Here is a 26,211-nt window from a genome sequence, read left to right as displayed (position 1 = left end):
GGTCAGCGCTGCCCCTGCTGCCCCTGCTGCTGCTGCTGCGCGATGAGAGCCGCTGTGGTGGCGACGATCGTGGTCTCGGCGTTCGCCTTGGTCACACCGAGGCCCGAGAGCAGTCCCTTGCCGTCCTCGACGTCCAGCAGCGCGAGCAGGATGTGCTCGGTGCCGACGTAGTCGTGGTCGAGGCGCAGCGCTTCCCGGAACGTGAGCTCCAGGACCTTCTTCGCCTGGGAGTCGAACGGGATGAGGGCCGGCACCTCGGCGGCCGCTTCCGGAAGGGCTGCCGTGGCGGCCTGTCGCACGGCCTCCAGCGAGACGCCCTGCGCGACGATCGCCTCCGTGCCGATCGAGCCCGGCTGACCCAGCAAACCCAGCACCAGGTGCTCCGTCCGGATCTCGGCGTTGCCCGCCGCCCGTGCCTCGTTCTGTGCGCCCACCACCACGAACCGCGCCCGAGGGGTGTACCGGCCGAAACCCTGGCTCGGATCGAGATCGTTCGCCTCGCCCGGCGCCTTCGGCATGAACCGCTTCTGGGCTGCCTGCTTGGACACGCCCATGCTCCGGCCGATGTCGGTCCAGGACGCACCGGAGCGCCGCGCCTGGTCGACGAAGTGGCCGATCAGGTGGTCGGCCAGATCGTCGAGGGCGCCGGCGACCACGACGGCGCCTTCGAGCTGTTCGAGAGCACCGGTGTGGGCCTTCTTGATGGCGTCGATCAGGTCGTCGAGCCGAACGGGGTTCGTCATGCGGACGGGATTCGTCATGCGTCAACCCTAAGTTGACGATCACCCTATCGTCAACCTGAGGTTGACGGCCCTTTATGATCGACTACCCGCGGGGACAGTCCGGAGCGAACAGCGCATCCTTACCCGATGACGGGGCCGAAGGACGGGGAGCCGGTGTTCGACGACGAGCGCCCGGTAGAGGCGACGTCCGACATCCGCCCCGGGCGGCGCCATACGGTGCGCCGGGTGCTGGGGCGCACGGTCAGCAGCGCGTGGGAGGACGACCTCTTCAGCGAGTCGGCATCCGCGGCGTTCTGGCAGACGTTGTCGCTGCCGCCCCTGCTGCTCGGCCTGTTCGGCCTCCTCGGCTACACAGGCGGCTGGTTCGGCCCGGACACCGTCACGGCCGTCCAGCAGTGGATCATCAATCTGACGAGCGGGGTGTTCAGCCGCAACGCGGTGGACCAGATCATCGTGCCCACAGTCGCGGACGTCCTGACCACCGCTCGCGGCGAGGTCGTCTCCTTCGGGTTCGTGCTCAGCTTCTGGTCGGGCTCGTCGGCGATGGCCGCGTTCGTCGACGCGGTCACGCGGGCGTACGGCCAGTACCAGCTGCGCAACCTCGTCTGGCAGCGGATCCTCGCGATCCTGCTCTACCTGGTGGGCCTCGCCATCGGCATCGTCGTCCTGCCGATCGTCGCGCTGGGGCCCGACCGTCTCCTGCCGCTCCTGCCCGACACGTGGGAACCCGTCGCGGCGCTGGTGCTCGGCTCGCTCTACTACCCGGTGATCGGAGTCGTGCTCACGCTCGCGCTCACCACGTTCTACAAGATCGCGCTGCCGTTCAAGCCGCCGTGGTACCGCGGTCTGCCCGGCGCCGTGCTGGCGGTCGTGGTGTTCTTCGTCAGCGCCACCGGGCTGCGCTTCTACCTCGACTGGATCACCAGCACCGGTTACACGTACGGCGCTCTGGCGGCGCCCATCGCGTTCCTGCTCGGCATGTTCTTCATCGCGCTCGCGATCGTCCTGGGTGCGCACCTCAACGCAGCTGTGCAGTCGCTGTGGCCCGCTCCGCTGCGCCGGCGGGGCAGGCCCGCCGAGCAGCCGGACGCGGCGGAGGAACTCGCCCGCGCGATCCGCGCCGCTCCCGAAGCTGCTGCGGCGGTCCTGAAACGCCTCGGCTACACGGTCACACCCGACGTCCGCAAGGGTTGACGATCCGGCGTCGGCGGACGCCGGATCAGCGGCCGGAGCGTGCTCGGAGGCGGTTGGTCGCCCTCTCTGTCATCGCCAACCAGGCCTCCTGCTGCAGCTTCGCCACGGCGTCGATCACCGAGCAGAAGAGTGTGACGGGCCTCCAGGCCAGGTCGATCCCCACTGCGAGGGCCCTGAAGGGCTCCATCGGCACGGGCCAGTCGGCTCCCTGAGACGTGCCGGTCTGAGCCCCCGGCCGTCCCGCGGGTCCGGGCGGCCCGGGCTCGCCGCGCGGGCCTCGCTCGCCCGGGGCTCCCCGCTCGCCGCGGGGTCCTTGCTCGCCGGGTGCACCGGCAGGTCCCGGCTCCCCGCGGGGTCCGGGCTCGCCGGCGGGACCCTGCTCGCCGCGTTCACCGGCTGGTCCCGGCTCTCCGACAGGCCCCTGCTCGCCGGCAGGCCCCTGTTCGCCCTGCTCGCCGCGGACCTGTGCGCTACGGGCTGTCGTCCCCGCCGTCCTGGCGGTGCTGGCCGGTTGAGCTGCCGCGCGTTGCGTGCGCCGCGGCGACGACCTGGACCGCTGCCCCTCTGCCGGCTGGTCCGGGTCGGTGCCTCGGCGGTCAGGCGACGATTCCTCTGCCACTACGCTCCTTCGTTCCGATCGTTCGGCCGGACACCCCACTGCGTGGCCGGATCTGGATGCCGCTCTTGATAGGTATCCCAGGCAAGGATCGACAATTCAAGCGATCGGAGTCGGAACATCACATCCACCACCGTCTCGAACGTACGTTCGAGGTTGTCCACCGGGTTGTCCACAGCTGTGGAGTGCCTGACCGGCAGGATGGGGGAATGAGCATCGTCCGCTGGGGAGTGGTGGGACCAGGCCGCATCGCGGCGAAGGTCGTGGCCGACTTCGTGCACGTGCCCGGGGCCGAGGTCGTCGCGGTGGCATCGCGCTCGGCCGAGCGGGCCGAGGCCTTCGCCGACGCCCACGGCATCGGCCGCTACCACGCGTCCTACCGCGCCATCGTCGAGGACGACAGCGTCGACGTCCTGTACATCTCCACTCCGCACCCGCAGCACCGCGCCGTGGCGCTGGCAGCTCTCAAGGCGGGGAAGGCGGTGCTCGTGGAGAAGGCGTTCACGGTCACGCCCGCCGCCACCCGGGAGATCGCGACCGCGGCCACCGACGCCGGGGTCTTCGCGATGGAGGCCATGTGGACGCGCTTCCAGCCCGCCGTCGTGCGGGTGCGGGAGCTGATCGCCGAAGGCGCGATCGGCGACGTCCGTGGCGTGCAGGGGGAGTTGGGGGTGAAAGCGCCCACCGACCCGCTGGACCGCTACTACAACGCCGCAATCGGTGGGGGCGCCCTGTTCGACCTCACCGTCTACCCGATCTCGTTCGCGCAGATGGTGCTGGGCACGCCGGACACGGTCGCCGCCCACGGCACGCTCGACGCCGCTGGCGTGGACATCGAAGAGGCCGTGCTCCTCGGCTGGGCCGACGGGCGCACCGCCTCTCTCTTCTGCTCGCTCCGCTGCGCCACCCCGGGGCAGATGCGCGTGTACGGCACCGAGGGCTGGATCGACGTCCCGCCGCGTTTCCACCACCCCGACACGTTCGTGCTGCACCGCACCGGGCGCAGCCCGCAGGAGGTGACGCTTCCCCACACCGGGGGCGGCTACGCGCACGAGCTGCGGGAGGTCACCGACTGCATCCTGGCGGGGAGCAAGGAAAGTGCCGTCATGCCACTGGCCGACACGGTCGCGGTGCAGGACGTCATGGGCGAGGTCGCCGACCGGCTCGGCATGCATCCCCAGGAAGGTCCCGCCGAGCTGTAGCGCGGTCGGCCGGCCCGCCCGGTCCCCGTCCGGATCCCGCTGATCGGGCTCGGCGCGCGGTTGTCCCGCATGATCGTCGCGTGCAGATGCGGATCGATCTCGTCACCATCGTCGTCGAGGAGTACGACCCCGCGATCGCGTTCTTCGTCGACGTCCTGGGCTTCGAGTTGGTGGAGGACTCGCCGTCGCTCACGAACGACGGACGGCCGAAGCGCTGGGTCGTCGTCCGGCCGCCGGGCACCCAGACGGGGCTGCTCCTTGCTCGCGCCGACGGGGACCGTCAGGCCGGCGCCGTGGGGAACCAGGTGGCCGGCCGGGTCGGGTTCTTCCTCCAGGTGCCCGACTTCGACGCCACCTTCACCCGGATGACCTTGGCGGGCGTCGAGTTCGTGACCCCACCCCGCACCGAGGCCTACGGCCGTGTCGCCGTGTTCCTCGACGTCGCAGGCAACCGGTGGGACCTCCTCGGGCCGCTCTGAACACCGGCCCGCGGACGGACAGGAGATGTCGCGCGGCCGCAGGCGGTGTCGCACACTGCCGGGATGCGGGAGATGCGTGTGCTGCGGTTGGTGGTCCACACGCGGACGCGGGAGCCGGTGCTCCTGCTCGGTGAGATCGACGGCGACCGCTGCCTGCCGGTGTTCCTGCACCGCGCCCCGGCCGAGGTGATCGCGGCCGGGCGCCGGAACGAGTCCGACCCGCCGCTCACCCAGGACGTGCTCCTGCCCGTAGTCACGGGTCTCGGGCACCGGCTCGACGGCGCCGAGATCACGGAGTTGCGCGACGGCCGGTTCTCCGCGGCCCTCGTGTTCGACTCGAGCACCCGGGTGCCGGTCCGGCCGAGCGACGCACTGGCCGTCGCGGTGCGGTACGGGCTGCCGATCGGCGTCGCCGACGAGATCCTCGACGACGTCGGTCAGCCGATCACCGACCTGTTCCCCGACGGCACGGACGCCCCGCCCGACCAGCAGCTACGCGACTTCCGGGAGTTCCTCGACGACGTGTCACCCGACGACTTCGGCAGCGCGGGCCGCTGACTCCCGCCGGACGTGGATCGCTCCCAACCCGGCCGCGACGAGGCACGCCAGCGCGCCCAGTATCAGTCCGGCACGCCCCCCGAAGTGTCCGCTGACCAGGCCCGCGATCGGGCCGCCGATCGGGGTGGACCCGAGGAACGCGACGGCCCACAGCGCCATCACCCGTCCTCGCATGTGCGGGGCGGCGGTCAGCTGCAGCGTGCTGTTGCCGGTGGACTGGAAGGCGACGCTCGCCGCCCCGACCAGGCCCATGCCCAGCAGTGCTACGAGCAGTGTCGGGGAGAGCGCGACGAAGAGCAGTGCCACGCCGAACGCGACGGCGCCGATCACCATCGACCGCATTCCGGTGCGTCCACGCGCAGCCACGTAGAGCCCGCCCATGACCGCGCCCACACCCATGGCAGCGGTCAGGAACCCGTAGGTGCGCGCGTCTCCGGCGAACGTCTCGCTGGCGACGATCGGCAGCACCACCTGGAACTCGTACGCGAGGCAGCCGACCAGCGCCATCATCAGCAGCGGGACCGCGAGCCGCGGGGTCCGTCTCACATAGCTGAGGCCCTCGCGCAGCTGCCCGGGCGCCCGCGGCGCCGGTGTCGAGGGGTTGAGCTTCGAGACGTCGAGCCGGGTGAGCGACACGACGACCGCGACGAAGCTCGCCGCGTTCAGCAGGAAGCACAGGCCGATGCCGCCGGTGGCGATCACGATGCCGGCCACGGCCGGACCGACCGCCCTGGCCGAGTTGACGAGCACCGAGTTGAGGCTCACCGCGTTGCGCAGATCCGTCGGGCCGACCATCTCCAGCACGAACGACTGGCGTGCGGGGTTCTCGAAGCTGTTGTTCAGTCCGAGCAGGACGGCGAGTACGTACACCTCCCACAGCCGGACCGCTCCGGTGATCGTCAGCAGCCCGAGCAGCAGCGCGAGCACGCCCATCATCGACTGCAGGCCGATCATCAGCTTGCGCTTGTCCATCCGGTCGGCGATCACGCCGCCGTAGGGGCCGAGCAGGAGCGTCGGCAGGGTCTGCAGCGCGACGACCACGCCGAGCGCGGTGGCCGAGCCCGTGAGCTGGAGGACCAGCCAGGACTGCGCGATCGTCTGCATCCAGGTGCCGACGAGCGAGATCGACTGCCCGGTCAGGTAGCGGCGGTAGTTGCTGTTGGACAGGGACGCGAAAGTCTGTCGGCGTAGCGCATCCAGCGGGGCGAGTGCCCGCTCGCCGACCACGGTCATCGGTTCTCCTTGCGTGGGCTGTGTGGGGAGCACTGGTCTGCGAGTGACTCCAGGGCCGGCAGGGCGGCGAGCAACTCGGCCGCGCTGGCCTCGGAAAGCCCGGTGAGTCGTTCTCTGAGCAGCTCGGTGCGTTCGTTGCGCACGCGCAGGTGCTCCGCGGTGCCTGCGTCCGTGCATTCGACGTGGACCACTCGCCGGTCGTCGGGATCCGTGCTGCGCCTGAGCAGGCCGCGGTCCTCGAGCTTCGCGACGATGCGCGACAGCATGGTGGGGTTCACGCCTTCGGCGTCGGCCAGATCGGACAGCCGTACCGACCCGAGTCGGGAGACCGTGGCCAGCACGGACGCCTGGGTGCGGGTCAGTGAGGCGCCTTGGGACTGGCGGTCGAGCAGGCGCGCGATGCGGGACAGTGCCACCCGGAGCCGGATGACGTCGTCGTTGTCGAAGGTCTGCGTCATGTCGCCTCCCCATGTAGTTGCCTGCCAATAAGCAACTATACTCCTCAGGTGACCCGAGCGTTGATCGCGGCCGGAGCGTTGTTCGTGGACGCCGCAGAGCGGGTGCTCATCGTCGAGCCGACCTACAAGGAGACGTGGGAGATCCCGGGCGGGATGGTCGAGGACGGCGAGACACCCCGTGAGGGATGTGTGCGGGAGTTGCGGGAGGAGCTCGGCCTCGACCTGGCGCCCGGCGCGCTGCTGGTCGTCGACTGGGCCCCGCGCGAGGGTGTCAGCCGGGTGCTGTTCGTCTTCGACGGCGGTGTGCTGGACGATGAGCAGGTCGGCGCGATCAGCCTCCCGTCCGACGAGCTGGCCTCGTGGACCTACGTCCCGCGCGGCGAGCTCGCTCCCCGACTGGCTCCGTGGCTGCATCGCCGGGTCGTCGCGGCGCTGGGGGCGAGGGCGGCAGGCGAGACCTGGTACCTGGAGTACGGCGTCCGAGCAGGTTGACCGATGGGGCCGACGGCGGACGTGGAATCAGCGCTGCCGGGCGTCCGCACGCGTCTCGACGGCCGTGCCCGCCAGCACCAGGCAGCCCAGCGACAGCGGCAGCAACGCCGGGAGCTGCCACGTCAGCACCGCGACGGCGACGAGCGCCCCGGCCAGCAGGGCACTGCCGGAGAGATCGGCACGGGCGCGGGACGCCGCGAGCCGGATCAGCGCGACCCACGACGGCCCGTCGGGACGCCACTGCGCCGCGGCGCGCAGGAGGACGACGAGCGCGCCCGCGCCGGCAGCCGCGACGACCACCGCCACAGCCGCGCCACCCGGCACCGGAGCCCGGAGCAGGACGAGCGCGTCGAACCCGAGGAGTGCCCCGCCGCCTACCACGCCGACCGCTGCGGGTGCGCTCGTCCGAAGGGCTGCGCGCAGGTCGCTGACAAAGGTGCGGGCACCGCAGGCCCGATGGTCGACGATTCTGCGTACGCCCGAGCACCCGGCCGCCAGCGCTGCCGGAAGCGTGACGACGGGCAGCGCCGCCACTGCCACCAGCACGCCGAGCAGCAGGCACTCGGCGAAGAGCTCCAGCCTGCTCACGTGCGTGGTCTCCGTGGTCATCCCTTCACCCCCGACGTCGCCACGCCCTCCACGAGGTAGTGCTGGAAGGCCAGGAAGAACAGCAGCACGGGGACGAGCGCAAGCAGCGACACCGCGATCATCGCCCCGTAGTCGGACGTGGTGGTCTGGTCGATGAAGGCCTGCAGCGCGATCGGGAGCGGGTAGTTCTCCGGGCTGTTGAGATACAGCAGCGGACCGAGGAAATCGTTCCACGTCCAGATGAACGTGAAGATCGACACGGTGATCAGCGCCGGCCGTGACAGCGGGAGGATCACGTTCCAGAACAGTCTCAGGTGGCCGCAGCCGTCGATCGTGGCGGCCTCGTCGAGCTCCTTCGGCAGAGTGCGCATGAACTGCACGATCAGGAACACGAAGAACGCCTCGGTGGCGAGGAACTTGCCGATCAGCAGGGGTACGAACGTGTCGATCAGTCCGGCCCGCTGGAAGATGATGTACTGCGGAATGATCATGACGTGGAACGGCAGCAACAACGTGCCGATCATCATCGTGAACATGAGGCCGCGGCCACGGAAGCGCAGCCGGGCGAACGCGTATCCCGCCATCGCCGACGACGCCACCGTGCCGAGCACGGCGAGCCCGGCCAGCACCACGGAATTGCGGAAGAACGTCCACACGCTCACCCCGGCGATACCCTCCGCGGCCCGGGCGTAGTTCGCCCCCGTCGGCTCGGCCGGAAACAACTCGAGGCTGCCGACGATGTCCGTCGACGGTTTGAACGACGCCCCGATCGTCCAGGCCACCGGGTAGAGCAACACCACGAGGATCGCGAGCGCGGCGGCGTGCCAGACCACCCGGCGGACACGGGTGCTCATCGCGTTCATGAGTTGCTCCCGTCGTTGTAGAACACCCACGAGCGCGAGGTGCGGAAGAGCACCGCGGTGACCAGCCCGACGGCGAGAAGGAGCATCCACGCCATCGCCGACGCGTACCCCATCCGGAAGTCCTGGAAGCCGCGTTCGTACAGGTAGAGCGTGTAGAACAGCGTCGACCCCGCGGGACCGCCGAGACCGTTGCCGCTGCTCACCACGAATGCGCTGGTGAACGCCTGGAAGGCGCCGATCGTCTCCATCAGCACGTTGAAGAAGATCACCGGTGACAGCGTCGGCAGGGTGATCGACCAGAACTTGCGCCACGCGCCCGCGCCGTCGCACTCGGCGGCCTCGTACAACTCGCGCGGAATCTGCTGGAGCCCGGCCAGGAAGATCACCATCGGCGCGCCGAACTGCCACACGGCGAGCAGCACGAGGATCATCAGCGCCCGCGACGGATCGCCGACCCACCCGCCCGACGGGAAGCCGATCGCCGTGAGTACCCGGTCGACAGCGGCGTCGTCGCTGAAAAGGGCACGCCAGGTGATCGCGATGCTGACGCTCGCGCCGATCAGCGAGGGCGCGTAGAACGCCGAGCGGTAGAACCCCTGAGCCCTGCGCGGCCGGGCCAGCAACATCGCGACAGCCAGCGCGACGGCCAGCTTGAGCGGAGCCGAGAGCACCACGTACGTGAGCGTGACCAGCACGGACTGGCGCCACCGCTGGTCCGAGAACATGTCGATGTAGTTCTCGAGCCCGACCCACTCCGGCGCCGTGAACAGGTTGTAGTCGGTGAACGACAGGTAGAGCGACGCCAGCATCGGCCCCAGCGTCAGCAGGACCATGCCGAGGATCCACGGACTCAGGAAGAAGTACCCGGCCGGTCCGTCCGAGCGCAGCGATCGCCGCGTGCGCCCGCCCGTCCGGAGGTGGGCCTGAGGGGGACCGGCGCTCGGCGGAGGGCTCCCGGACAGAACGGGCCCCGCACTGGCCCCCGCCGTCACCTGAGCGCTGCCTCGGTCTCGTTGAACCACTGCGCCACGGCGTCCTGCACCGAGATGCGGCCGTAGGCCAACTCCTCGTTGATGCGCAGGAAGGCGGAGTCGGCGGTGCCGACGCCTGCGGGCGGGAGGGTCGACGGCACCGTCAGGTATTGGGCGATCGTGTTCTCGTACTCGGCCACGGCCGCATCGGTCGCCGACAGCTTCGGGGTGGCTGCCTCACGCTGCGCGTTGCTGGCCGGCAGGCCGCGGTTACCACCGAAGATCTCCCCGACGCGCGGGTCGTTGACCATGAAGTCGATCAGCTCCGCGGCCTGCCGCGGGTGGTCGGTGCCGCTGAACGCCGAGAGCAGGATGCCCGGACGCAGCCGGAGCCCCAGGTCGTCGGGGTTCGAGCTGGGCAGCGCGCCGAGAGCGAGCTTCCGCTCGGACTCCCCCGCGTACCGGGTGAGCATGCTGTCGAGGTTCACGGTGGACGCCGCGAGGTCGGCGCCCATCACCGTGACCGGCAGGGCCTGTGCCACCTTGTCCTGGGGCGGGAACGCACCGGCCGCGCGCAGGTCGACGCCCTGCTGCCAGAACCGCTGCAGGTCCTCGTGCGTGGCCTCGATCCGGCCGTCCTCGGTGAACAGGACCTTGCCCTGCTGGCGCAGCCAGATCTCGAAGACACCCATGATCGACGTGTAGTCCCACGCGCCCGCCATGCCGGCGCTCCGGGCAACCTGGGTGACCGCCGCTCCGTACTCCTCCCAGGTCCAGCGCTCGGGGATCGCGACGCCGGCGGCCTGGAACGCCGCGGGGTCGTAGATCATCCCCCAGGTGTTGCCCGACAGGGCCACCGCGAACCGCTCCCCACCGACCACACCCGCCTGCTGCAGGCCGGGCAGCAGATCGTCCACGGGGACGGGGTTCTCCACCTCGTCGAGGTTCAGCAGCAGGCCACGGTCGCCGTACTCGCGCAGGTAGCTGAAGTCCATCTGCAGGACGTCGGGCGTGCCACCGCCCGCCGACTCGGTGTTGAGCTTCTGCCAGTACTCGGCGAAGTCGGAGAAGTTCGGGACGATCTTGATGTCCGGATGCTCGGTCTCAAAGATCGCGATCGCCTGCTGCATGAGCTCGGCCCGATCGGCGTTGCCCCACCACGAGTAGCGGAGCTCGACCGGGCCGCCCTCATCACCGCCGCTTCCTCCGCAGGCGGTGAGGACCATCAGGAGGGCGGCGGCCAGCGCAGCCAGCAGCCGGGACCGGTGACGCTCTCCGTTGAGCATGCGTTTCTCCAGGTCGGTAGGAATCAGGACTGCGTCAGGAGCCAGGCGGCCGGACAGCGACTTGCAGCGGGTGGACGTAGGGCAGCGGCGACTCGAGTTGTGGGTCGCACGGATGGGTCACGTACCGCATCAGCTGCCTGCAGTCGTGGGAGACCGACACCGAACGACCGTGGTCGTGCTGCAGGCCGAGCCCGTGGGCGGAGGGCTCGGCCTGCAGGCCCCCGTCGGGGTCGCCGGCGCCGGTGTAGGACATCAGCGGTCTGTTCCGTGGGGCAGGGGGCGCGTGCTCACGGATCTCCGATCGACGATGACGGGGAGCGGAAAGCGCTTGCTACGTTCGCACAGGATGAACAACCGCACAATCCGTAAATTTCCGAAACTTCCGACCCGGCCCCGCCCGGGCCGCAAGCCCCGCGACATGGACACGTGACGCAGAAACGGGGGCCGTGCGAACAGCGACACGTGTCCATGACGCTGCCTACTCGGGCCGGCGCGGGGTCGCGCGCGAGGTGCTGTGCGTGGCCAGTGCTTCGCCGCTGGTGCCGTCCGGATGATCGGCGCGAGATCCACGTTTCCGCCCTCGCGAGGGCGCATACCCTGATCTCGCGACGATCTTGGCGACCATGATCGCTCCGAGACCCAGGTTTCCGCCCCCGCGAGGGCCGATATCCCCATCTCGCGGCGATCTTCGCCGGACCCCGGTTCTGGCGGGGCGGGGTCCGGCTTCGGCAGCCCGCCCGTCGCGAATGGACACATCACGCGGTCGCTCCCGCCTCGGAGGCGGGAATCGGCGGCCGGTGGGGGTCAGGGCTTGGGGGCTGGGCCCGTGCTCTCGCGCACCACCAGGTGCGTCGCCAGTTCCACGCGGGGTGGGGGTGTGGTGTCCTCCGCCGCCAGCGCCAGCCGCACGGCCTCGCTCGCCATCCGCGCGAGGGGTTGGCGCACCGTCGTGAGCTGCGGGGTCATGTCCTCGCAGAAGGCGATGTCGTCGAAGCCGACCACGGAGAGGTCCTCGGGGATGCGCAGGCCACGCGCCGCTGCCTCCTGATAGACGCCCACGGCCTGCATGTCCGAGCCGGCGAAGATCGCCGTGGGGGGCTCGGCCAGGTCGAGCATCTGCTGGGCGCCCAGCCGGCCGCCATGGGGCCGGAAGTCGCCGAAGTACACGAGGTCCTCGTCGGGCGCGATGCCGGCGCGTCCCAGGGCGGCCCGGTAGCCCTCGACGCGCTCCTGGCTGCACACCAGTTGCGGACGCCCGGAGATCACGCCGATCCGGCGGTGCCCGAGGGAGACCAGGTGCTCGACGGCGCTGAGCCCGCCTGCCCAGTTCGTGGCACCGACCGTGGCGAACGACGGGTCGCTCCCGCCCACCGGGTCCAGCAGCACGATCGGGGTGTGCAGGGCGCCCAGCTGCTCCACCACCTCCGGGTCGGGCTCGCTCACCACTAGCACGAGGCCGTCCGAGCGGCGGGCCGTCAGGTGGTCGAGCCACTGCCGGTCGCCCGCGGGGCGGTTCTCCGCCGAGGTGAGGACGATCTGGGCGCCCGCCTTCCTGGCCTCGGCCTCGGCGCCGCGCAGCACCTCGACCACCCAGGGCGAGTCGAGGCTCGGCAGCACCATGTCCACCAGGCCGACCCGCCGCTGGATGCCGGGCTTGCGTCGCTGGTAGCCGCGGTCGGCCATCACCTGCTTGACCCGTAGTCGGGTGGCCTCGGCGACGTCGGAGCGCCCGTTCAGGACCTTGGAGACGGTCGGGACCGACACGCCGGCGTGCTCGGCGATCTCCGCAATCGTCACGCGGCTGCTGGTCGTGTCCAGGGATCCTCCCGAGCTCGGGCCGAGGGCGGCGCGAATGCTAGTCGAAACTTTCTGCGGCGGTCACGGCGCGATATCGGTCGGCCGCCGAGGGCTTGACGATCGCCGGATCGGGAACCTACGGTCGGCCACCTTGAATCGCAAGTCTCGGAAAGTTTCGGCGCCTGGCTCGAAGGGGAGTCCGCAGTGACCAGACGACCTCAGGGCGCCGCCTCGTCCCGCATCGCAGGACGAGCGGCACGACAGCTCGATCCGGCCGGTCGGCAGTGCCGTTCGCGCGGCACCGACCGGTTCCGGTGCCCGGGACTTGTGGACATCTTCCTCGGTGAGCGGCCGATCGCCGTCGACTCCGAGCGGCACGCTCTCGCGCAGTCGCGCGCCCGGCGGACCACCCCGCAGCAGCCCGCCGACACCCGGGTCGTGGCCGCTGCCTGACGGGGGCACAGGCCGCGACCGACCACCGATTCCACTCCCCGAGGGAGAGCACATGCCGACCTGGTCCACCATGCGGACGGCGCTGGCTGCAGCCGCCGTCGCGCTGACCGTCACAGCCACCGCCGCCTGTGGCACCGCCGGCCCCGCGGGGGCAGGCGGGGGCGGCCTCACGTTGTGGACGCTCAAGAACGAGGGCATCAACGAAGTGCAGCAGGCCGCCGCCGACTCCTTCAACGCCGGTGAAGGCCCGGACATCGCACTCCGGATCTACGTCAACGACCCCTACAAGGCGGCGCTGCAGACGGCGATCGGATCGCCGAACGCGCCGGACGTCTTCTACAACTGGGGCGGCGGCAACCTCAAGGGTTACGTCGACGCCGGTCAGGTGGCCGACCTGAGCGCCGCCCTCGACGCGAACCCCGCAGTGAAGGACGCCTTCCTGCCCAGCGTGCTCGACGTCGGAACGATCGACGGCAAGGTCTACGGCATCCCGATGCAGGGCGTGCAGCCCGTCTCGTTCTTCTACAACAAGGACGTCCTCTCGACGGCCGGCATCAGCACGTTCCCCACCACCTGGCAGGGCTTCCTGGAGATGGTGGACAAGCTCAAGGCCGCCGGGGTGCAGCCGATCGCCCTGGCCGGCTCGCAGCCGTGGACCGAGCTGATGTACCTGGAGTACCTGCTGGAGCGCAACGGCGGTCCCGAGAAGTTCCAGGCGATCGTCAACGGCACGCCGGGTGCGTGGAGCGACCCCGCGGTGGTCACGTCGCTGCGCCAGATCAAGGATCTGATCGACCGTGGCGCGTTCGGTAGCAACTTCTCGGCGGTCAACTACGACAACCAGGGCTCGCAGGCGCTGCTCACCAGCGGCCGCGCCGCGATGGAGCTCATGGGCTCGTGGGAGGTCACGAGCCTCAACGACAACTTCCCGGACTTCGTGAAGGCGGGCAAGCTCGGCTGGGCCGACTTCCCCGCGGTCGAGGGCGGTGCCGGTGACCCCAAGGTCATCGTCGGCAACCCCAGCAACTTCTACTCGGTGGCCGCGAGCTCGTCGGACGTCGCGGCGGCCACGAAGTTCCTGATCGACAACATGACCAGCCCCGCCTACGTCAAGGGCATGATCGACGTCGGCCAGGTGCCGGCCATCAAGGGTCTGGACCAGCAGATCGCCACCGGCGAGTTCGCCGACTACAACCAGTACGTCTACAAGATGGTGCAGGACGCGCCGAGCTTCACGCAGTCCTGGGACCAGGCCCTCCCGGCCGACGTCTCCCAGGCGATGCTCACCAACCTCTCGCAGGTGTTCCTGGGCAGCATGACGCCTGAGCAGTTCGGCCAGGCGATGGACGCGGCTTCGCGGTGAATCGATCGTCCCATGTGGACGTGGCACGGCCCGGCTTCGGCTGGGTCGTGCCCGCCCTGGTGTTCTTCGCGCTGTTCGCGCTGGTCCCGATGCTGGCGCTGATCTACCTCAGCTTCACGACCTACGACGGGCTGAACCCGCCGGTGTGGGTGGGGATTCAGAACTGGCGGACGCTGGCCGGGGACCAGGTGTTCCTCGACTCGCTGCGGCTCTCCGGGATGCTCACGCTGCTGTCCTGGTTGTTGCAGACGGCCGTCGCGTTGCCGCTCGGTGTCTATCTGGCAGGCAAGCAGCGCACGCGGGCCGTACTCGCGGCGATCTTCTTCGTGCCGCAGCTGATGTCCGGCGCCGCGATCGCGGTGCTGTGGGGCACGCTGTTCGACCCCAACTTCGGGCTGGCGAGCGTGCTGGGCCCGCTGGTCGGGGTGCCTGACGGCAACTTCATCGGCAGCCCGTCACTCGCGTTGTACGTGGTGCTCTTCGTGATCTCGTGGCAGTTCATGCCGTTCCACACCTTGTTCTACCAAGCGGCGACCCGGGCGATCCCGGAGTCGCTCTACGAGGCGGCCACCCTGGACGGCGCCGGCCGGTGGCGGCAGTTCCGATCGATCACGGTGCCCCAGCTGCGGCACACGATCATCACTTCCGGTGTCCACATCATCGTCGGGTCGCTGACGTACTTCGAGATCGTCCTGATCATGACGAACGGGGGGCCTGGCACCGCCACCCGGATCCTGCCGCTGCACATGTACATCGAGGGCTTCCGCAGCTTCGAGATGGGCTACTCCGCTGCCCTCGCCGTGGTGCTGCTCGTGATCGGCACCGTGCTCTCGCTCGTGATCACCCGAGTCACGGGCTACCGCCGGATGGCCAGTCAGCGGGAGGGCTTGTGACCGAGCTTGCGAGGTCACCGTTGGACACAGCACGCCCCGGCACGGGTCCGACGAGCGTCAGCGAGGAGGGCATGTGACCGAGCTTGTGAGGTCACCGTTGGACACAGCACGCCCCGGCACGGGTCCGACGAGCGTCAGCGAGGAGGGCCTGTGACGACAACGAGTCCCTCGACGTCGCGCCCGGCGCCGTCGCCGGCTCCTCCCACCGGGACGCCGGGGTCGCCGCGCAGGCGCTCCCGGCGCTCGGGCGCCTACCAGCGGCCCAACGTCGTCGGAGGCCTGGGTGCGGGAGTCTGGCTCGTCATCGTGGGGGTGCCGCTGTACTTCCTGGCGGTCACCGGCCTCCGGGCGTCCGGTGCGTATCTCGCCGACGGCCCGATGGCGCTCCCGACGAGCCTCACCGCCGAGAACTACATCACCGTCCTCACGTCGCAGTTCCCCCGCTATTTCCTCAACAACCTGCTCGTGACGGCGGCGTGCGTCGCGATCGTGCTGGTGCTGGCGCTGCCCGCCGCGTTCGCGATCGTGCGCAGCCGCAGCCGGCTGGTCTCCACCGGATTCTCGGTCGTCCTGCTCGGCCTGGCGGTGCCGGCCCAGGCGGTGATCGTGCCGTTGTACCTGATGATCACTCAGCTGCGGCTGTACGACTCTCTCCTCGCGATCATCCTGCCGACGGCGGCCTTCGCGCTGCCCCTGTCGATCGTGGTGCTGACGTCGAGCCTGCGGGACGTGCCGACGGAGCTGTACGAGGCGATCGCCATCGACGGGGCCGGCACGATGCGCACGCTCTTCTCCCTGGTGCTCCCGCTGTCACGCCCCGGTCTGGCGACGATCGGCATCTACACCGCGCTGCAGGCCTGGAACGGGTTCCTGTTCCCGCTGGTGCTGACCCAGGACCCCGCCGTCCGGGTGCTCACGCTCGGGCTGTGGGACTTCCAGGGCCAGTACGGCACGAACGTGCCGCTGGTGACGGCCGCCGTGACCCTTTCCCTGCTCCCCTTGCTGGTGGTCTACCTGCTCGGGCGCCGCTTCCTGCTCGCGGGCCTCACCGCGGGCACCGGCAAGTGAACCTCCCCGATCGCCGAACTTCCGAGAGGACGTCATGAGTACCGACGTGTCCACCACGAGCGCCGCGACGGGCGTCGACGACCCACGGGTCGCCGAGCTCGTCGCCCGCATGACGCTCGAGGAGAAGCTCGCCCAGCTGGTGGGCCTGTGGGAGGGGCGGGGCGGCTCCGGCGAAGGCGGCGACGTCGCTCCGATGCAGGACGCGATGCAGGCCGACGAGAGCGGGTTCGAGGAGTACGCCCGGCACGGGCTCGGACATCTGACCCGTCCGTTCGGCACCGCGCCGATCGACCCCGTCGAGGGTGCCAGGGCCCTCGCCGTGAAGCAGCGCTGGCTCACCGAGCACACCCGCCTCGGCATTCCGGCGCTGGTGCACGAGGAGTGCCTCACGGGGCTCGCGGCCTGGAAGGCCACCACGTTCCCGGCGCCGCTGTCCTGGGGCGCGAGCTTCCACCCGGAACTGGTGGAGGAGATGGGCGCGGCAATCGGACGGTCGATGGCCGCGCTCGGTGTCCACCAGGGGCTCGCTCCCGTGCTCGACGTGGTGCGGGACGCCCGCTGGGGCCGGGTCGAGGAGTGCATCTCCGAGGACCCCTACCTGGTCGGCACGGTCGCCACCGCCTACGTGCGGGGCGTCCAGAGCACCGGTGTCGGGGCCACCCTCAAGCACTTCGTCGGGTACTCGAACTCGCGGGCCGGACGCAACCTCGCGCCGGTGCACGCCGGGCCGCGCGAGGTCACCGACGTCCTGCTGCCCCCGTTCGAGATGGCGGTGCTCGACGGCGGCGCGGACTCGGTGATGAACTCCTACGCCGAGATCGACGGCCTTCCGGTCGCCGCCGACGCCGGTTTGCTGACCGGCCTGCTGCGGGAGCGGTGGGGTTTCGCGGGCACGGTGGTGTCGGACTACTTCGCCGTCGCGTTCCTGCACACCCTGCACGGCGTGGCGGCCGACCTGGGTGACGCCGCGGCGCAGGCCCTCGTGGCAGGCATCGACGTCGAGCTGCCCACCGGAACGGCCTACCTGGCTCCGCTCGCCGCCCTGGTGCGTTCCGGCGAGCTGCCCGAGGAGGTGGTCGACCGTGCCGTGTACCGGGTGCTGGCGCAGAAGGCCCGGCTCGGCCTGCTCGACGCGGTGTTCGACGAGACCGCCGTGGACGACGTCATCGATCTCGACCCGGCCGGGCACCGGGCGCTCGCCACGCGGCTGGCCGAGGAGTCGGTGGTGCTGCTCGGCAACGACGGCGTCCTGCCGCTGGACCCGGGCACCGGGAGCCGGATCGCGGTGGTCGGCCCGAACGCCGACGACACCTCGGCGCTCTTCGGCTGCTACAGCTTCGCCAACCACGTACTCGCCCAGCACCCCGGCACCGAGCTCGGCCTCGATGTGTCGAGTGTGCTCGGCGCGCTGCGGGCCGAGCTGACCGGCGCGAACATCGAGTACGCCCGCGGCTGCGACGTCGACACCGCGGACACCACCGGCTTGGCCGTCGCCGTGGCCGCCGCCCGGGAGGCGGAGCTCTGCGTCGCGGTGGTCGGCGACCGGGCGGGCCTGTTCGGCCGCGGCACCTCCGGTGAGGGCTGCGATGCCGAGTCGCTGGACCTCCCGGGCGTGCAGCGACAGTTGGTGGAGGCGCTGCTGGACACCGGCACCCCGGTCGTCCTCGTGCTCCTCACCGGGCGGCCGTACGCAGTCGGGTGGGCGCTCGACCGGTGTGCGGCCGTCGTCCAGGCGTTCTTTCCCGGGCAGGAGGGCGCCGCGGCGATCGCCGGGGTGCTGTCGGGCCGCGTCAACCCATCGGGCCGGCTCCCGGTGAGCCTGCCCCGCTCCGTCGGCGCCCAGCCCTACAGCTACCTGCACCCGAAGCTCGGGGGTGCCAGCTCGGTGAGCAACATCGACACCGAGCCGGTGCGCCCGTTCGGCCATGGGCTCTCCTACACGGCGTTCGAGCACGCCGACCTGCGTGTCGTCGCCGAGCAGGTGGCCACGGACAGCGCGATCCAGGTGGTCTCCCGTGTCACCAACACGGGCGACCGGGCCGGCACGGAGATCGTCCAGCTGTACGCCACGGACGTCGTCGCCACCGTGACGCGTCCGGTGGTGCAGCTGCTGGGCTACGCCCGCGTGCACCTGGACGCGGGCGAGAGCGCCGAGGTCACCTTCGACGTGCCCACTCAGCGGCTCGCCTTCAGCGACCGGCGGATGGTGCGGGTGGTCGAGCCGGGCACGATCGAGCTCTTCGTCGGTACGGACTGCGAGACCCCGGTGCTGACGGGAGCGGTGGAGCTGACCGGACCCGTCCACGAGGTGAGCTCGGCCGACCGCCGGCTGGTGGAGGTGACGATCAGCCGGGCCTGACCTGTCAGAAGCGGCCGCCGCCACCGCGGCGGCCGCGCGTCGCGGAGCCACCGAAACTGCCGGGGCTCCGCCGGGGGGCGCCGCCACCGAAACCGCCACCGCGGCTGCGGCTGCGACCACCGCCGTGGTAGCCGCCGCCGGAGCCGGCCAGGATCCCGCCGAGGATCAGGCTGCCCAGGTCGATCCCGCTCGACGCGGTGGGCGACGGGACCGGGCGGGACCAGCGGGAGACGTCCGCCTGCGCGAGCCGCAGGGCCTCCTGCGCGAGTGCGTCGGCCTGCTGCGCCTCCCGTAGCGCGGCGACGGGGTCGCCGCCGGCGCTCGCCTGCTGCAGGTGCCGCTGTGCCTCGGCGAGCCGGGTGCGCGCCTCGCTCCCGACCGCGCCGCGCCGGGTCGCGATGAAGTCGCCCGCCGCCGCGACGGTGGAACGGGCGGTGAGCACGGTCTGGTCGAGGGCCGCGGCGGCGCGGCGGGCCCGGTCCTTCGCCATCCTTGCCTGGTCGAGGCCCTGATCCAGCGCGGTGCCGGCTTCGTCGAGGAGCCGCAGTGCGGAGATCGGGTCGGGCTGCTGTGCTGACGCGGCCTGGTCGGCTGCCGCCACAGCGGCCTCGGCCCGTGCGACGACCGGGCCCAGGTCGCCGGCATCGTTCGACGCCGACAGCGCCCGGGCCTCGGCGAGGTCCTGCACCACCTCCGCCCGGGCGGCGGAGACCCGCCCTGCCGCATCGGCGAGCTCGGCCTCCCGTCGCCCGATCCCGTCGAGCAGCGTCTCGGCCTGCGTGATCGCGTCCTCCGCGGCCCGCCCGGACACCACGGCGGCGGCCGGGCCGGGGGTGGTGAGTTCGGTGCGCGCCTCGTCGACCTCCGCCTGTGCCGCGGTGAGCAGTTGGCGCGCCTGGTCGAGGTTGCCCGCCACCGGGGCCAGCGCGGGGGCGGCGTAGCGCCCTTGCAGCGCGCTCCAGCTCGTCGCGACCTCCGGAAGCCGGGCCGTGACGGAATCGAGCCGCCCGCCCAACCCGGCGATGTACTCCGGTGCCTTCGCCTCGAGGCCACGCAGCTTGTCGAACGCCTCGACCTGCGCGTCCAGCCGCTGGTCGGCGGCACCGGCCGTGCGGATGATCCGGCCGTACATCGACCGCTTCGTCGGCTCGTCCTCGGGCTGGTCGTCGTCGAGCTGCTGGCGGACCTCGAAGGCGTCGAGCATGTCAGCGCGTGACTGCTCCAGTGCGGCCGCGAACTCCGCCACGGCCTGGTCGCCGAAGTGGGCGCGGGCCGCCGACAGCTCCTGCTCGGAGGTGCGCACGGCGTCGTCGACGTCGATGAGGGCGGCGCTGGCCCGGTACGCGAGGTCGTCGGTGGAGACGTCGCTGAACTCGTCGCGCTGCGCGGGCGGAGGTGGGCCCGACCCGGCAGCCGCCGGCGCACCGGCCAGCGCCTTCTTCCGTCGACGCGCGAGCAGGTACGCCCCGCCGCCGAGTACCGCGGCGCCGCCGATGACCAGCACACCGACCGGGACCTGGCCCGGGCCGGAGGTGTCCGCCGTGCGCAGCCCGTCCGCGAGACCGATCGCCGCGCCTGCCCAGTCGCCTGCGGCCAGCCGCGGCTCGACGTCCCTCGTGCGGATGCGGTCCGTCTCGGCCACCGAGAGCGGGAACCCGTCGGCGACCGAGACGTAGTACGCGCGGTCACCGGTGGCCACCGCGAGGAGGACGTCCTCGGTGCCGAGCTGGGACAGCTGCGCGGTCTGGTCGGCCCACGCCTGCGGGGAGGCCCCGTCGAACGAGTTGACGTAGACGACGAAGAGGTCGATGCCGTCTTCGGCGCGCAACCGCTCGATCGCGGCGTTGACCTGCTGCGCCTGGCCGGGACCGAGCACCTGCGCCTGGTCGCTGACCCGGTCGACGAGCCGGAACGGTGGCTCGGCGAGCGCCACACCGGCGCCGCCGGCCAGCAGCGCAGCGAGCAGGGCAGGGATGATGGACAACCTGCGCACGACGACCTCCGCTATCCGGGGACGTCGCCATCATGTCGGCTCGCAGCCCTTTGTGCCGGGAGTCCACCTGGCGGGGATTGGCCCTGGTCACGACCGGGGGACCTCCGAGGATGGGGCAATGGCCGTTGTCGATCTACGCCCGCTCCCCGTCAACAGGCATCCGGCCAGGCGGATCCCGCAGCTGCTGGCGGGGCTGGTCCTGTACGCGACCAGCATGGCGATGCAGATCCGCGGGGCGCTGGGGATCAACCCGTGGGACGTGCTGCACGAGGGGATCGCGGAGCAGACGCCGCTCAGCTTCGGCTCGGTCACGGCCATCACCGGCGTCCTGGTGCTGCTGCTGTGGATCCCGCTGCGCCAGCGGCCTGGCATCGGGACGGTCGCGAACGTCGTCGTGATCGCCCTGGTCGTCGACGCCGCGCTGGCCGTGATCCCGGAGCCGGCAGGGCTCCCCGCGCGCATCGCGCTGCTGGTGGGCGGCGTCGTTCTGAACGGCGTCGCGACGGCGGCCTACGTCGGGGCGCGGCTCGGCCCTGGCCCGCGCGACGGACTGATGACGGGTCTGGCCGGACGCACCGGCTGGTCCGTGCGACTGGTCCGGACGTGCATTGAGGCAACTGTGCTCTTCGCCGGATGGCTCCTCGGTGGCACAGTCGGGGTGGGCACCGTGTTCTACGCACTCGCCATCGGGCCGCTCACACAGGCGTTTCTCCCCCTGCTGACAGTGCGGGACGGCCGAGGCGAACGTGAGGGTTCCTGATCCACAAGATCAACCGGACGCAGGTTCGGCGGGAGCCGGCCCTAGGCTTGGTTGAAGGCTCACCGACGCGCCTACACGGATTGAAGGCGTCGGCCTCGCCGCGCCTCGACCACCTCATCGATCGGCCAAGGAGATTTCATGAAGATCGGTCTCGGGCTTCCGAACCAGGTCCGGAACGTACGCCCCGACACGATCCCGCTGTGGGCGGCGAAGGCCGAGGAGGCTGGCTTCTCCACCCTGGGCACCGTCGGTCGCTACGCATACCCCGGCGTGAGCGACACGGTCACGCTCGCGGCTGCGGCGGGCGCGACCAGCACGATCGGGCTGTTCAGCCACGTCATGCTCGCCCCGGTGTGGCCGGGAGAGCTCCTGGCCAAGGAGCTGGCAGGCATCGACGGGGTGTCCGGTCACCGGCTCACGCTCGGGCTCGGCATCGGCGGGCGTCCGGACGACTTCGTCGTGGACGGGTTCGGGATGAGCGGCCGCGGCAAGCGGTTCGACCGCGACCTCGAGATCTACCGCAGCGTCTGGAACGGTGACCCGGTCGGGGGCGGCGTCAACCCCGCTGTGCCCACCGGCACCCGTCAGATCCCGCTGCTCTTCGGCGGTTTCAGCCCCGCGGCGCTCGGGCGCATGGCGCGCATCGGCGAGGGCTACGTCGGTGCCTCGATGCCGGCGTCCATGGTCGCCCCGTCCTTCGAGGCCGCCAGGGCGGCGTGGACGGAGGCGGGGCGCCCCGGCCAGCCCCGGATCGTCGCGATCGGCTACTTCGCCCTCGGCGCGGAGGACCAGGGTCGCGCCAACGTCAAGGACTACTACAGCTTCCTGGGCGAGGAGATGTCGAACGGATCCGCCGCCGGTGTGAGCGGCTCGCCGGAGGCCGTGCGCGAGGCGGTCAAGGAGTACGAGGACCTCGGCGCCGACGAGTTCATCCTCATCGGGACGACCGACGACGTCGACGAGGTCTCCCGCGCGGCCGAGATCGTCTTCTGACCTTCGGCTACGTCGTACCGGCCAGCAGCGGCCGCCGAGCTGTCCCCCGACGCCCGCGGCCGCTGCCCGCCGGTCAGTGCACGACCGCGGCTTCCAGGGCCACGGCCGAAGGCTCCAGGTCGGGCAGCCGCCACGGCCGCACGACGACAACGAGGACGAGCGCCGAGAGCCCCAGCCCGCCGGCGACGATGGTGGCCATCGCGACGGCGTTGTTGCCCAGCACGCCCACCAGCGGCGAGACGAGCGCGCCGACGCCGAACTGCACCGCACCCAGCAGGGCGGCGGCGGTGCCGGCCGCTTCTCCGTGGCGTGACAGCGCGACGGCCGGGGCGTTGGGCAGGGCGAGGCCGACGGCGAACAGCACCAGCCACAGCCCGACCAGGAACCCGATCACCCCGCCCAGACCGAGCAGCGCCACCGTGAGCAGCACCAGCCCGGCCGCCGAGCCCGCGACGACGGCGGCAAGCAGCAGCTGACGCGGTTCGAAGCGGCGCAGCAGCACCGGGTTGAGCTGCGTGGCTGCGATCAGCCAGATCGCGGCCGTGCCGAAGACCAGCCCGAACACCTGCTCGCTCAGTCCGTACTCCTCCTGGAAGACGAACGAGGCGCCGGAGACGTACGCCATCACCGCCGACATCGCGAGACCGGCGACGAGCACGAGCCCGAGGAACGTACGGTCGCGCAGCAGCCCGCCGTAGGTGCGCAGCGTGCCGAGCACGCCGGTCGTCTGGCGGCGCTCAGGGGGAAGCGTCTCCGGCAGGGCCCGCGCAGCCACCGGGATGAGCACGAGCCCGATGACGGCCAGCACCGCGAACACCCCGCGCCACGACGTGAACGCGAGGATGTAGCCGCCGACCGTCGGAGCGATCACGGGAGACACGCCCATCACGAGGATCAGCCTCGAGAGCAGGGTCGCGGCTGCTCGCCCGGAGTAGAGGTCACGCACGATCGCGAGTGCGATCACCGAACCCGCCGCTGCGCCGAGGCCCTGCAGCACACGCAGCCCGCCGAGCACCTCGATGGAGGGTGCGATCAGGCAGAGGGCCGAGGCGAGCACGTGCACGGCCGTTCCGGCGAGGAGCGGCAGCCGCCGGCCGAAGCGGTCCGACAGCGGCCCGATGATCAGCTGCCCGAGACCGAGCCCGAGCAGAGTGCCGGTGAGAGTCAGCTGCACGGTGGCCGAGGACGTCAGCAGATCCGTGCTGATCGTCGGCAGTGCGGGCAGGTACATGTCGATGGTGAAGGGCCCCAGAGCGATGAGCGCGCCCAGCACCAGCACCAGCCGGAGGCGAGCGCCCCGGGTGTCCGGTACTGCCGGTGGGACACGATCGGGAGTCAGCGTCACGAAGGTGTGAAATCCGCGGCCTGCGAATGCTGTTCCCGATCACCCGATCGTGTGAGCCAGCTCTCGGCCCGCGCCTCAGTAGCGCCAGCGCAGCCCGGCGAGGACGTCATCGGGTGATCGGTCCTCGGCCGCCGCGGCGTCGGATCGCCGGACGGCGAGAAACGCGCCCAGCAGGTCGTCGCCGAGCACGGCCGGGATGCGCGGGTTGCCCGTCAGAGCGGACTCCTGCTCCGCCTGGGTCCGCGGGAGCAGGGCGATCTTCTGCCCGGCGCGCTCCTTCTCGCTCCACGACCCGGGGTCGGCCTGCACGGGCGGTTCGAGCGAGAGCTCGTCGGCGACGCCGGCTGCGCCCGCGGCGAGCACGGCGGCCAGCGCGAGATAGGGGTTGGCGGACGCGTCCGACGTCTTGAGCTCGACGTTCGCGTGGTCGGACCCGAGGAACTTCGAACCCGGCACGTACCGCAGCGGCGCCTCCCTGTTCTCCACGCCCCAGAACGCGAACGCCCCCGCGAAGAACCCGGGCCGCAGGCGGGCCAGCGACCCGAGGCTCGGTGCGGTGATCGCCGCGACGGCGGGCAGGTCCCGCAGCAACCCGGCGATGTAGGCGGCGCCCTCGGCGCCGGGGCCTTCCGGATTGCCCGCGAGCAGGTTGCGTCCGTCGCGCCAGACGGAGCTGTGGATGTGCCAGCCGTTTCCGGCGGCGGCCTGGGCAGGGAGCGGCGCGAAGCTCAACCGGAGCCCGTTGCGGCGGGCGGCTGCGCGCAGCGTCTGGCGGGCGAGGAGCTGGCGGTCGGCGGCCGTCACGGGATCGCTCGGCGCGAGGGACAGCTCCATCTGGGCCGGTCCGTACTCGGCGTGCAGCTGCCCGATCTCGAGGCCGTTCGCGGCGAAGTCGCGAAGAACGTCCGCCATGAACTCGTCGACCGCGAGGAGCGCGTGCGGGCTGTACGCAGGCCCGGGATGAGCGGGCACGAGCTCGTCGGGGCCGCCTTCCGCGTACACGCCGAACTCGATCTCGTAGCCGACGAGCGCCGTCAGTCCGGCCCTGCCCAGCTCCTCGACCTGCCGCTCCAGCACCGCGCGCTGGTCGTAGGGCCAGGGAGCGCCGTCGGCGTCGAGGATCCGGCCCGGCGCCCAGGCCAGCGCCGGCTGACCGGACAGTGGTACGAGCCCGTCGAGCACAGGTACGAGCCGGACGTCCCCGGACGGCGACGAGAGCCCTTCGTGGGCGTACGTGATCGCATCCGAGCTGTCGAACACGGCGAAGAGCGTGGTGACGCCGATGCCGGTCTCGGCCACCCGGGGCAGCGCGGCGACGGGCACGGTGCGCGAGCGCGGGATCCCGTTGTTGTCCGCCCAGCTGATCGTCACGCCTGCGACACCGGCGTCGGACAGCTCGGCGGTGACGGTCCGGACGTCGAGCGGCACGTCGGATGTGGTCATAGCGGCGAGAATCCTCCGCGGCGACGCAGCGCGCCAACCACCACGCTGGTTAGCGTGGCGATCATGCGGATCGACGAGCTCCCCACGCCCGCGTTGCTGGTCGAGCGGGCCCTGTTGGAGTCCAACCTCGACACGATGAGCGCCGCCCTGCCCGGGACTCGGCTGCGCCCGCACGTCAAGGCGCACAAATGCAGCGCGCTGGCGCGTCGCCAGCGCGCGAACGGCCACCCCGGTTTCACCTGCGCCACGATCCGGGAGTGCGAGGTGCTGGCCGCTGCCGGGCTCGGCGAGGACCTGCTGCTGGCCAACGAGGTGCTCGACATGCGCCGCCTCGGAGAGCTCGTGCGGTCGGGAGCGCGCGTCACTGTCGCCGTCGACTCGCCGGAGACGGTGGCGGCGGCTGCGGCGGGTGGAGTGCGCGAGGTGCTCGTCGACGTGAACGTCGGGCTGCTGCGGTGTGGCTGCCCGCCGCAGAAGGCGGCCGATCTCGCCGACGCGGCCCGCCGGGCGGGGCTCGAGGTGCGCGGGGTGATGGGCTACGAGGGCCACCTCATGCTCGTGGCCGATCCGGCCGACCGGGCCCGGAAGACCGCTGAGGCGATGGCGCTCCTGATGTCGGCAGCCGCTGACGTGGGCGGAGAGGTGATCAGCGCGGGCGGCACCGGAACGTACGCCGACAACACCTGGGCCACCGAGATCCAGGCAGGCTCCTACGCCCTCATGGACACCGCCTACGGAGCGATCGGGCACCCCTTCGGGCAGGCGTTGTCGGTGCTCGGCACGGTCGTCTCGGTGGCGGCCACGCACGCGGTCGTCGACGTCGGGCTCAAGTCGCTCGGGATGGACCACGGGCTCCCCACCATCGCGGATGCCAAGGTGCGGTTCTGCTCGGACGAGCACACGACGTTCGTGCCGCGGACGCCCGTGCGGGTCGGGGACCGGGTCCGGGTTCTGCCGGCGCACGTCGACCCGACGGTCGTGCTGCACGAGCGGATGCATGTGGTGGACGGTGCCGAGGTGGTCGAGACCTGGGACATCGACATGCGGGGTTGGTGAGTTCG

26 protein-coding genes are annotated in these 26,211 nt (G+C 71.2%); 13 read left to right on the top strand and 13 right to left on the bottom strand.

Annotation, left to right across the window (positions count from 1 at the left end; all coding sequences use genetic code 11):
- Positions 1 to 2: 2 nt before the first annotated feature.
- Positions 3 to 761, bottom strand: a complete 759-nt coding sequence (locus ACQPZQ_RS43865; RefSeq protein WP_433290361.1) for a Clp protease N-terminal domain-containing protein — start codon at positions 759 to 761, stop codon at positions 3 to 5.
- A 108-nt stretch (positions 762 to 869) separates the two neighbouring features.
- On the opposite strand from ACQPZQ_RS43865, the gene ACQPZQ_RS43860 reads away from it, so the two are divergent.
- The gene (locus ACQPZQ_RS43860; protein ID WP_433290360.1) at positions 870 to 1,937 is read left to right on the top strand and encodes a YihY/virulence factor BrkB family protein; all 1,068 of its coding nucleotides are present in this window, start codon (positions 870 to 872) and stop codon (positions 1,935 to 1,937) included.
- 25 nt (positions 1,938 to 1,962) lie between these two features.
- Here ACQPZQ_RS43860 and ACQPZQ_RS43855 read toward each other — a convergent pair whose 3' ends face one another.
- Positions 1,963 to 2,130 (bottom strand): hypothetical protein, encoded by a 168-nt coding sequence (locus ACQPZQ_RS43855; RefSeq protein ID WP_433290359.1) that lies wholly within the window; start codon positions 2,128 to 2,130, stop codon positions 1,963 to 1,965.
- A 632-nt stretch (positions 2,131 to 2,762) separates the two neighbouring features.
- Between ACQPZQ_RS43855 and ACQPZQ_RS43850 the strand changes: the two genes are divergently transcribed.
- From ACQPZQ_RS43850 to ACQPZQ_RS43840, 3 genes are all read left to right on the top strand, one after another.
- Complete coding sequence (locus tag ACQPZQ_RS43850) at positions 2,763 to 3,755, top strand: Gfo/Idh/MocA family protein (RefSeq protein ID WP_433290358.1); 993 nt, start codon at positions 2,763 to 2,765, stop codon at positions 3,753 to 3,755.
- Positions 3,756 to 3,841: 86 nt separating this feature from the next.
- On the top strand, positions 3,842 to 4,234 hold the full coding sequence (locus ACQPZQ_RS43845; RefSeq protein WP_433299679.1) for a VOC family protein: 393 nt from the start codon (positions 3,842 to 3,844) through the stop codon (positions 4,232 to 4,234).
- A gap of 63 nt (positions 4,235 to 4,297) precedes the next feature.
- Complete coding sequence (locus ACQPZQ_RS43840) at positions 4,298 to 4,792, top strand: bifunctional nuclease family protein (protein WP_433290357.1); 495 nt, start codon at positions 4,298 to 4,300, stop codon at positions 4,790 to 4,792.
- Here ACQPZQ_RS43840 and ACQPZQ_RS43835 read toward each other — a convergent pair.
- Together ACQPZQ_RS43835 and ACQPZQ_RS43830 are read right to left on the bottom strand one after the other, a co-directional pair.
- Positions 4,760 to 6,025, bottom strand: coding sequence for an MFS transporter (locus ACQPZQ_RS43835; RefSeq protein ID WP_433290356.1), 1,266 nt, complete (start codon positions 6,023 to 6,025; stop codon positions 4,760 to 4,762). The genes ACQPZQ_RS43840 and ACQPZQ_RS43835 overlap by 33 nt on opposite strands.
- Entirely contained in the window at positions 6,022 to 6,483 is a 462-nt protein-coding gene (locus ACQPZQ_RS43830) for a MarR family winged helix-turn-helix transcriptional regulator (RefSeq protein ID WP_433290355.1), read from the bottom strand. Before ACQPZQ_RS43830 ends, ACQPZQ_RS43835 begins: the two co-directional genes overlap by 4 nt.
- Before the next feature lie 48 nt (positions 6,484 to 6,531).
- Between ACQPZQ_RS43830 and ACQPZQ_RS43825 the strand changes: the two genes are divergently transcribed.
- Positions 6,532 to 6,975: an NUDIX domain-containing protein gene (locus ACQPZQ_RS43825; protein WP_433290354.1), complete on the top strand. Its 444-nt coding sequence runs from the start codon at positions 6,532 to 6,534 to the stop codon at positions 6,973 to 6,975.
- Positions 6,976 to 7,002: 27 nt separating this feature from the next.
- On the opposite strand, the gene ACQPZQ_RS43820 is transcribed toward ACQPZQ_RS43825, so the two are convergent.
- The 6 genes from ACQPZQ_RS43820 to ACQPZQ_RS43795 all read right to left on the bottom strand — a co-directional run bounded on the left by ACQPZQ_RS43820 (position 7,003) and on the right by ACQPZQ_RS43795 (position 12,480).
- A complete protein-coding gene (locus ACQPZQ_RS43820) occupies positions 7,003 to 7,584 on the bottom strand; it encodes a hypothetical protein (RefSeq protein ID WP_433290353.1) in 582 nt (193 codons plus the stop codon).
- The gene (locus ACQPZQ_RS43815) at positions 7,581 to 8,426 is read right to left on the bottom strand and encodes a carbohydrate ABC transporter permease (RefSeq protein WP_433290352.1); all 846 of its coding nucleotides are present in this window, start codon (positions 8,424 to 8,426) and stop codon (positions 7,581 to 7,583) included. The genes ACQPZQ_RS43820 and ACQPZQ_RS43815 overlap by 4 nt, the downstream gene beginning before the upstream one ends.
- Positions 8,423 to 9,259: a carbohydrate ABC transporter permease gene (locus tag ACQPZQ_RS43810; protein WP_433290351.1), complete on the bottom strand. Its 837-nt coding sequence runs from the start codon at positions 9,257 to 9,259 to the stop codon at positions 8,423 to 8,425. The genes ACQPZQ_RS43815 and ACQPZQ_RS43810 overlap by 4 nt, the downstream gene beginning before the upstream one ends.
- A gap of 155 nt (positions 9,260 to 9,414) precedes the next feature.
- Entirely contained in the window at positions 9,415 to 10,683 is a 1,269-nt protein-coding gene (locus tag ACQPZQ_RS43805) for an ABC transporter substrate-binding protein (RefSeq protein ID WP_433290350.1), read from the bottom strand.
- Between the two features lie 34 nt (positions 10,684 to 10,717).
- Complete coding sequence (locus ACQPZQ_RS43800; protein ID WP_433290349.1) at positions 10,718 to 10,936, bottom strand: hypothetical protein; 219 nt, start codon at positions 10,934 to 10,936, stop codon at positions 10,718 to 10,720.
- Positions 10,937 to 11,487: 551 nt separating this feature from the next.
- Positions 11,488 to 12,480: a LacI family DNA-binding transcriptional regulator gene (locus ACQPZQ_RS43795; protein WP_241036811.1), complete on the bottom strand. Its 993-nt coding sequence runs from the start codon at positions 12,478 to 12,480 to the stop codon at positions 11,488 to 11,490.
- 204 nt (positions 12,481 to 12,684) lie between these two features.
- On the opposite strand from ACQPZQ_RS43795, the gene ACQPZQ_RS43790 reads away from it, so the two are divergent.
- The 5 genes from ACQPZQ_RS43790 (at position 12,685) to ACQPZQ_RS43770 (ending at position 18,616) form a co-directional block, all read left to right on the top strand.
- On the top strand, positions 12,685 to 12,933 hold the full coding sequence (locus ACQPZQ_RS43790; RefSeq protein WP_433290348.1) for a hypothetical protein: 249 nt from the start codon (positions 12,685 to 12,687) through the stop codon (positions 12,931 to 12,933).
- A 52-nt stretch (positions 12,934 to 12,985) separates the two neighbouring features.
- Complete coding sequence (locus tag ACQPZQ_RS43785) at positions 12,986 to 14,296, top strand: extracellular solute-binding protein (protein WP_433290347.1); 1,311 nt, start codon at positions 12,986 to 12,988, stop codon at positions 14,294 to 14,296.
- Positions 14,297 to 14,316: 20 nt separating this feature from the next.
- Entirely contained in the window at positions 14,317 to 15,189 is an 873-nt protein-coding gene (locus ACQPZQ_RS43780; protein WP_433290346.1) for a carbohydrate ABC transporter permease, read from the top strand.
- Positions 15,190 to 15,339: 150 nt separating this feature from the next.
- Positions 15,340 to 16,257: a carbohydrate ABC transporter permease gene (locus ACQPZQ_RS43775; protein ID WP_433290345.1), complete on the top strand. Its 918-nt coding sequence runs from the start codon at positions 15,340 to 15,342 to the stop codon at positions 16,255 to 16,257.
- A 34-nt stretch (positions 16,258 to 16,291) separates the two neighbouring features.
- Entirely contained in the window at positions 16,292 to 18,616 is a 2,325-nt protein-coding gene (locus tag ACQPZQ_RS43770) for a beta-glucosidase family protein (protein WP_433290344.1), read from the top strand.
- A 4-nt stretch (positions 18,617 to 18,620) separates the two neighbouring features.
- Here the strand turns inward: ACQPZQ_RS43770 and ACQPZQ_RS43765 are convergent, their stop codons facing one another.
- On the bottom strand, positions 18,621 to 20,609 hold the full coding sequence (locus ACQPZQ_RS43765) for a TPM domain-containing protein (protein WP_433290343.1): 1,989 nt from the start codon (positions 20,607 to 20,609) through the stop codon (positions 18,621 to 18,623).
- A 118-nt stretch (positions 20,610 to 20,727) separates the two neighbouring features.
- Between ACQPZQ_RS43765 and ACQPZQ_RS43760 the strand changes: the two genes are divergently transcribed.
- Both ACQPZQ_RS43760 and ACQPZQ_RS43755 read left to right on the top strand, forming a co-directional pair.
- Positions 20,728 to 21,369: a YczE/YyaS/YitT family protein gene (locus ACQPZQ_RS43760; RefSeq protein WP_433290342.1), complete on the top strand. Its 642-nt coding sequence runs from the start codon at positions 20,728 to 20,730 to the stop codon at positions 21,367 to 21,369.
- A 138-nt stretch (positions 21,370 to 21,507) separates the two neighbouring features.
- Positions 21,508 to 22,362 (top strand): LLM class flavin-dependent oxidoreductase, encoded by an 855-nt coding sequence (locus tag ACQPZQ_RS43755; RefSeq protein WP_433290341.1) that lies wholly within the window; start codon positions 21,508 to 21,510, stop codon positions 22,360 to 22,362.
- A 73-nt stretch (positions 22,363 to 22,435) separates the two neighbouring features.
- On the opposite strand, the gene ACQPZQ_RS43750 is transcribed toward ACQPZQ_RS43755, so the two are convergent.
- Together ACQPZQ_RS43750 and ACQPZQ_RS43745 are read right to left on the bottom strand one after the other, a co-directional pair.
- Positions 22,436 to 23,641, bottom strand: coding sequence for a multidrug effflux MFS transporter (locus ACQPZQ_RS43750; protein WP_433290340.1), 1,206 nt, complete (start codon positions 23,639 to 23,641; stop codon positions 22,436 to 22,438).
- A 141-nt stretch (positions 23,642 to 23,782) separates the two neighbouring features.
- Complete coding sequence (locus ACQPZQ_RS43745) at positions 23,783 to 25,150, bottom strand: glutamine synthetase (RefSeq protein WP_433290339.1); 1,368 nt, start codon at positions 25,148 to 25,150, stop codon at positions 23,783 to 23,785.
- Between the two features lie 63 nt (positions 25,151 to 25,213).
- On the opposite strand from ACQPZQ_RS43745, the gene ACQPZQ_RS43740 reads away from it, so the two are divergent.
- Positions 25,214 to 26,206: an alanine racemase gene (locus tag ACQPZQ_RS43740; RefSeq protein ID WP_433290338.1), complete on the top strand. Its 993-nt coding sequence runs from the start codon at positions 25,214 to 25,216 to the stop codon at positions 26,204 to 26,206.
- Positions 26,207 to 26,211: the final 5 nt, after the last annotated feature.

Source organism: Pseudonocardia sp. CA-142604 (genome assembly GCF_050948475.1).
Classification (GTDB): domain Bacteria; phylum Actinomycetota; class Actinomycetes; order Mycobacteriales; family Pseudonocardiaceae; genus Pseudonocardia; species Pseudonocardia alaniniphila.
Note: the sequence above shows the minus strand (reverse complement) of the source record. Positions and strands in the feature narration are given on the sequence as shown.

Excerpts from the sequence above, each read along its gene's own strand:
- ACQPZQ_RS43740 (WP_433290338.1), top strand. The coding sequence starts at position 25,214 with ATGCGGATCGACGAGCTCCCCACGCCCGCGTTGCTGGTCGAGCGGGCC.
- ACQPZQ_RS43820 (WP_433290353.1), bottom strand. The coding sequence starts at position 7,584 with ATGACCACGGAGACCACGCACGTGAGCAGGCTGGAGCTCTTCGCCGAG.
- ACQPZQ_RS43785 (WP_433290347.1), top strand. The coding sequence starts at position 12,986 with ATGCCGACCTGGTCCACCATGCGGACGGCGCTGGCTGCAGCCGCCGTC.
- ACQPZQ_RS43745 (WP_433290339.1), bottom strand. The coding sequence starts at position 25,150 with ATGACCACATCCGACGTGCCGCTCGACGTCCGGACCGTCACCGCCGAG.
- ACQPZQ_RS43860 (WP_433290360.1), top strand. The coding sequence starts at position 870 with ATGACGGGGCCGAAGGACGGGGAGCCGGTGTTCGACGACGAGCGCCCG.
- ACQPZQ_RS43830 (WP_433290355.1), bottom strand. The coding sequence starts at position 6,483 with ATGACGCAGACCTTCGACAACGACGACGTCATCCGGCTCCGGGTGGCA.
- ACQPZQ_RS43835 (WP_433290356.1), bottom strand. The coding sequence starts at position 6,025 with ATGACCGTGGTCGGCGAGCGGGCACTCGCCCCGCTGGATGCGCTACGC.
- ACQPZQ_RS43840 (WP_433290357.1), top strand. The coding sequence starts at position 4,298 with ATGCGGGAGATGCGTGTGCTGCGGTTGGTGGTCCACACGCGGACGCGG.
- ACQPZQ_RS43760 (WP_433290342.1), top strand. The coding sequence starts at position 20,728 with ATGGCCGTTGTCGATCTACGCCCGCTCCCCGTCAACAGGCATCCGGCC.
- ACQPZQ_RS43850 (WP_433290358.1), top strand. The coding sequence starts at position 2,763 with ATGAGCATCGTCCGCTGGGGAGTGGTGGGACCAGGCCGCATCGCGGCG.
- ACQPZQ_RS43810 (WP_433290351.1), bottom strand. The coding sequence starts at position 9,259 with ATGGTCCTGCTGACGCTGGGGCCGATGCTGGCGTCGCTCTACCTGTCG.
- ACQPZQ_RS43815 (WP_433290352.1), bottom strand. The coding sequence starts at position 8,426 with ATGAACGCGATGAGCACCCGTGTCCGCCGGGTGGTCTGGCACGCCGCC.
- ACQPZQ_RS43845 (WP_433299679.1), top strand. The coding sequence starts at position 3,842 with ATGCGGATCGATCTCGTCACCATCGTCGTCGAGGAGTACGACCCCGCG.
- ACQPZQ_RS43755 (WP_433290341.1), top strand. The coding sequence starts at position 21,508 with ATGAAGATCGGTCTCGGGCTTCCGAACCAGGTCCGGAACGTACGCCCC.
- ACQPZQ_RS43805 (WP_433290350.1), bottom strand. The coding sequence starts at position 10,683 with ATGCTCAACGGAGAGCGTCACCGGTCCCGGCTGCTGGCTGCGCTGGCC.
- ACQPZQ_RS43800 (WP_433290349.1), bottom strand. The coding sequence starts at position 10,936 with ATGTCCTACACCGGCGCCGGCGACCCCGACGGGGGCCTGCAGGCCGAG.
- ACQPZQ_RS43770 (WP_433290344.1), top strand. The coding sequence starts at position 16,292 with ATGAGTACCGACGTGTCCACCACGAGCGCCGCGACGGGCGTCGACGAC.
- ACQPZQ_RS43865 (WP_433290361.1), bottom strand. The coding sequence starts at position 761 with ATGACGAATCCCGTCCGCATGACGAACCCCGTTCGGCTCGACGACCTG.